At 70.2% G+C, this 3,747-nt stretch carries 3 protein-coding genes; 1 reads left to right on the forward strand and 2 read right to left on the reverse strand.

The features are described from left to right. Positions 1-25 precede the first annotated feature (25 nt). Positions 26-898: a DMT family transporter gene (locus AC27KI_RS20520; RefSeq protein ID WP_284427016.1), complete on the reverse strand. Its 873-nt coding sequence runs from the start codon at positions 896-898 to the stop codon at positions 26-28. Between the two features lie 192 nt (positions 899-1,090). Next, positions 1,091-2,371 (reverse strand): lysophospholipid transporter LplT, encoded by a 1,281-nt coding sequence (gene lplT / locus AC27KI_RS20525; RefSeq protein WP_272565936.1) that lies wholly within the window; start codon positions 2,369-2,371, stop codon positions 1,091-1,093. A gap of 139 nt (positions 2,372-2,510) precedes the next feature. Here lplT and alr point away from each other — a divergent pair, with 139 nt between their 5' ends. Continuing rightward, positions 2,511-3,617 carry an alanine racemase gene (gene alr / locus AC27KI_RS20530; RefSeq protein ID WP_284430304.1) on the forward strand — a complete coding sequence of 369 codons (1,107 nt, stop codon included), beginning with the start codon at positions 2,511-2,513 and terminating at the stop codon, positions 3,615-3,617. Positions 3,618-3,747 lie beyond the last annotated feature (130 nt).

The following is a 3,747-nucleotide window of genomic DNA, read 5'->3' on the forward strand; positions in this document are numbered from 1 at the left end:
GCCTGCGCGGCGGCCCGCCGGGCGCTCAGCGCCGCAGCGATGCGAGGAGGGCGGCGAACACGATCAGGCCCCCGCCCAGCAAGGTGCGCGGCTGCAGCTGCGCGGCCGACAGCAGCACCGACGACACGCTGGCGAACACCACCTCCGACAGCAGGATCACCGCCGTGGTGCCCGCCGCCAGCCGCGATGCCCCGTACTGCAGCGCCCCGTTGCCCAGCCACAGCGCCACCGCCAGCAGGGCGGCCGTGGCGATCCAGGTGGCGTTCACCGGGGGAAACGGCTCCACCACGCCGGCCTGCAGCCCGATGCAGGCCACCACCAGCGCCATCAGCATGCAGCCGCCGAACATGACGAACATGCGCGCCTGTCCCGGCACCGCATGCAGCCGCCGCAGCGTGACATTGGTCAGCGCGAAGAGGAAGCCGCCCGCCAGCGCCAGCCCGTCGGCGAGCGACAGGTTCTGCAGCAGCCGGGACGGCGAGGTGCCCTCGGGCAGCAGCACCAGCACCACGCCGGTGAAGGCCAGCGCCAGCCGCAGCAGCGCCATGGGCGTGGGCCGCTCGCCCAGCACCCGCCAGGCCAGCAGCAGGCCCCAGACCGGCATCAGATAGAACAGCAGGACCACGCGCACCACGTCGCCCACGGTCACCGCCCAGTTGAAGGCCACGTTGTTCAGCCCCGAGCTCAGGGCCAGCAGCCACAGCTGCGGGTGCTGGCGCACCTGTGCCCACAGGCCCGGGCGCAGCGCCAGCAGGCCGGCCAGGATGGCGCTGTACATCACGGCGGTCGCCCACAGCGGGTGCAGCCCCGCCCCGTGCATCACCCGGAACGGCCACCATGCCAGGCCCCAGACGAAGGCATTGAACAGCAGGGCGAAATAGGGCAGCGGCGATGGCATGGAGCGTCGTGGTGCGGCAGGGGTGCCTCCGCTTCGCAGTCGGATGGGCACGGAAAAAGAGGGGCCGCAGCATCGGCATGATTTTCTGCCCCCGGACGAAGGCAGTTCCATGTCCGGCTGTGGTTAAGTTGTACTTTCCACTGCGCAGGCCGGCAGACGGGCGCGCGTGGCGCCCGGGGCGCGCCGCGGCAGTCAGTGGTGGTGGTCGTGCCGCGCCAGGTGCAGCAGGTGGTCCACTTCTTCGCGGTAGCGCACGCAGTTGTGCTGGTGCCAGCGGCGGATCAGCCACATCACCCCGGCCACCACGAGGCCGAACGCGGTGATGGCGCCGAACACCGACAGCCCCATCTTGAGCGACAGGCTGTAGAACGCGCCCAGCGCCAGGATGCAGGCCTGCTCGTTGAAATTCTGCACCGCGATGGAGCGGCCCGCGCCCATGAGGTTGTGGCCCCGGTGCTGCAGCAGCGCGTTCATCGGCACCACCAGGTAGCCGCCCAGGCCGCCCAGCAGGATGAGGAAGGGAATGGCGACCCAGATGCTCTTGATGAACACCATCAGCACCAGCAGCAGCCCCATGGCGATGCCCAGCGGGATCACCTTGGTGGCCATGTCCAGCCGCATGCGCATGGAGGCCACCACCGCGCCCACGGCCGTGCCGATGGCCACCACCCCGGTGAGGGCCGAGGCCTGGGTGGTGTTGTAGGAGAGCGCGGCCGCGGCCCAGGCCAGCACGATGAACTTGAGGTTGCCGCCCGCGCCCCAGAAGAGGGTGGTGGTGGACAGCGAGATCTGGCCCAGCTTGTCGCGCCACAGGCGGTTGTTGCAGGCCCAGAAGTCCGGCAGCATCGCCAGCGGGTTGGAGGGCAGCGGGCGCATCTCCACGCCGGTGTGGGGAATGCGGGTGTTGAACCACGCGGCCACCAGGTACAGGGTGATCAGCGCGGCGATGGCGGCCTCGGCCGCGGTGTCCACGCCGGTGTCCACGAAGGGCAGGTCCACCGACAGCAGCAGGCCGGCGATGGCGGGCCCCACGAGCTGGCCGCCCAGCAGCACGCCCAGGATGATGGAGGCGATGGTCAGCCCCTCGATCCATCCGTTGGCCTTGACCAGCTGCGAGGCCGGCAGCAGTTCGGTGAGGATGCCGTACTTGGCGGGCGAGTAGGCCGCGGCGCCCAGGCCGACCACGGCGTAGGCGATCAGCGGGTGCGAGCCGAACAGCATCATGAGGCAGCCCACGACCTTGATCGCGTTGCTGAAGAACATGACCTTGCCCTTGGGCATCGCATCGGCGAAGGCGCCCACGAACGGCGCGAGCACCACGTAGAACAGCGCGAACATCGGCACGAGCGCCGCACGCTGCCATTCCGGCGACCCGTTGGTGCGCAGCAATTCCACGGCGGCCACGAAAAGTGCGTTGTCGGCCAGCGAGCTGAAAAACTGCGCCGACATGATGGTGTAGAAACCGCGCTTCATCGAATGGCTGTTGGGTGCATCAGTTCGCCTGATGCCCTGTTAAATATCGGAACCCGCTGCAAGTGACTGGCGGTTATATCACGCGGTTTCTAGAGGGCGATGCCAGAATTCCTTCCTTTTCGCTCCGCAGATCCACCCCATGCCGCGTCCCATCCAAGCCACCATCCACACTGCTGCACTGCAACACAATCTCGAGCGCGCCCGCGCCAGTGCGCCGGACGCCCTGGCCTGGGCGGTGGTGAAGGCCAATGCCTACGGCCACGGCATCGAGCGCGTGTTCGAGGGGCTGCGCGCGGCCGACGGCTTCGCGCTGCTGGACCTGTCCGAGGCCGAGCGCCTGCGCGCCCTGGGCTGGCGCGGCCCCATCCTGCTGCTGGAGGGCGTGTTCGAGCCGCGCGACCTGGAGCTGTGCTCGCGCCTGGGGCTGTGGCACGCTGTGCATTGCGACGAGCAGATCGACTGGCTGGCCGCCCACAAGACGCAGGCGCCGCACCGCGTCTTCCTCAAGATGAACACCGGCATGAACCGCCTGGGCTTCACGCCCGAGCGCTACCGCTCGGCCTGGGCGCGGCTCAATGCGCTCACGCAGGTGGACGAGATCTCGTACATGACCCACTTCAGCGACGCCGATGGCCCCCGTGGCATCGCGCACCAGATGCAGGCCTTCCAGTCCGCCACGCAGGACCTGCCCGGCGAGAAGAGCGTGTGCAACAGCGCGGCCACCCTGCGCCATGCGGTCGATGCGCGCGTGCGCGGCGACTGGATCCGCGCCGGCATCGTGCTGTATGGCGGGGCGCCGGACTACCCCGAGCACGACGCCGCCCACTGGAACCTGCAGCCGTCGATGACGTTGTCGGCCCGCGTGATCGCGGTGCAGCACGTGCAGGCCGGCGACACGGTGGGCTACGGCTCCGCCTTCACGGCCGACGCCCCGCTCACCATCGGCGTGCTGGCCTGCGGCTATGCCGACGGCTACCCGCGCCACGCCGGCACCGGCACGCCCGTGCTGGTGAACGGGGTGCGCACGCGCGTGGTGGGCCGGGTGAGCATGGACATGATCACGGTGGACCTCTCCCCCGTGATCGCGGCGGGCGTGGAGGCGGGCTTCGGCGCCGAGGCCACGATGTGGGGGCGCGCCGCCAGCGGTGCCGTGCTGTCGATCGACGAGGTGGCGCATGCCGCCGGCACGGTGAGCTGGGAGCTGATGTGCGCCCTGGCCCCGCGCGTGCCGGTGGCGGTGGCCTGATGCGCCCGGGGCAGCGCGCGCCGGCCGCCCGATCCGGCAAGGGCTCGACCTGGCGGCGGGTACAGGCGCCCGACCGCGAACTGGTGCACACCCTGCGCCAGCGCCACCGGCTGCACGTGCACGGCTGGTG

The sequence above is a fragment of the Acidovorax sp. KPB24-03 genome, from assembly GCF_057546605.1.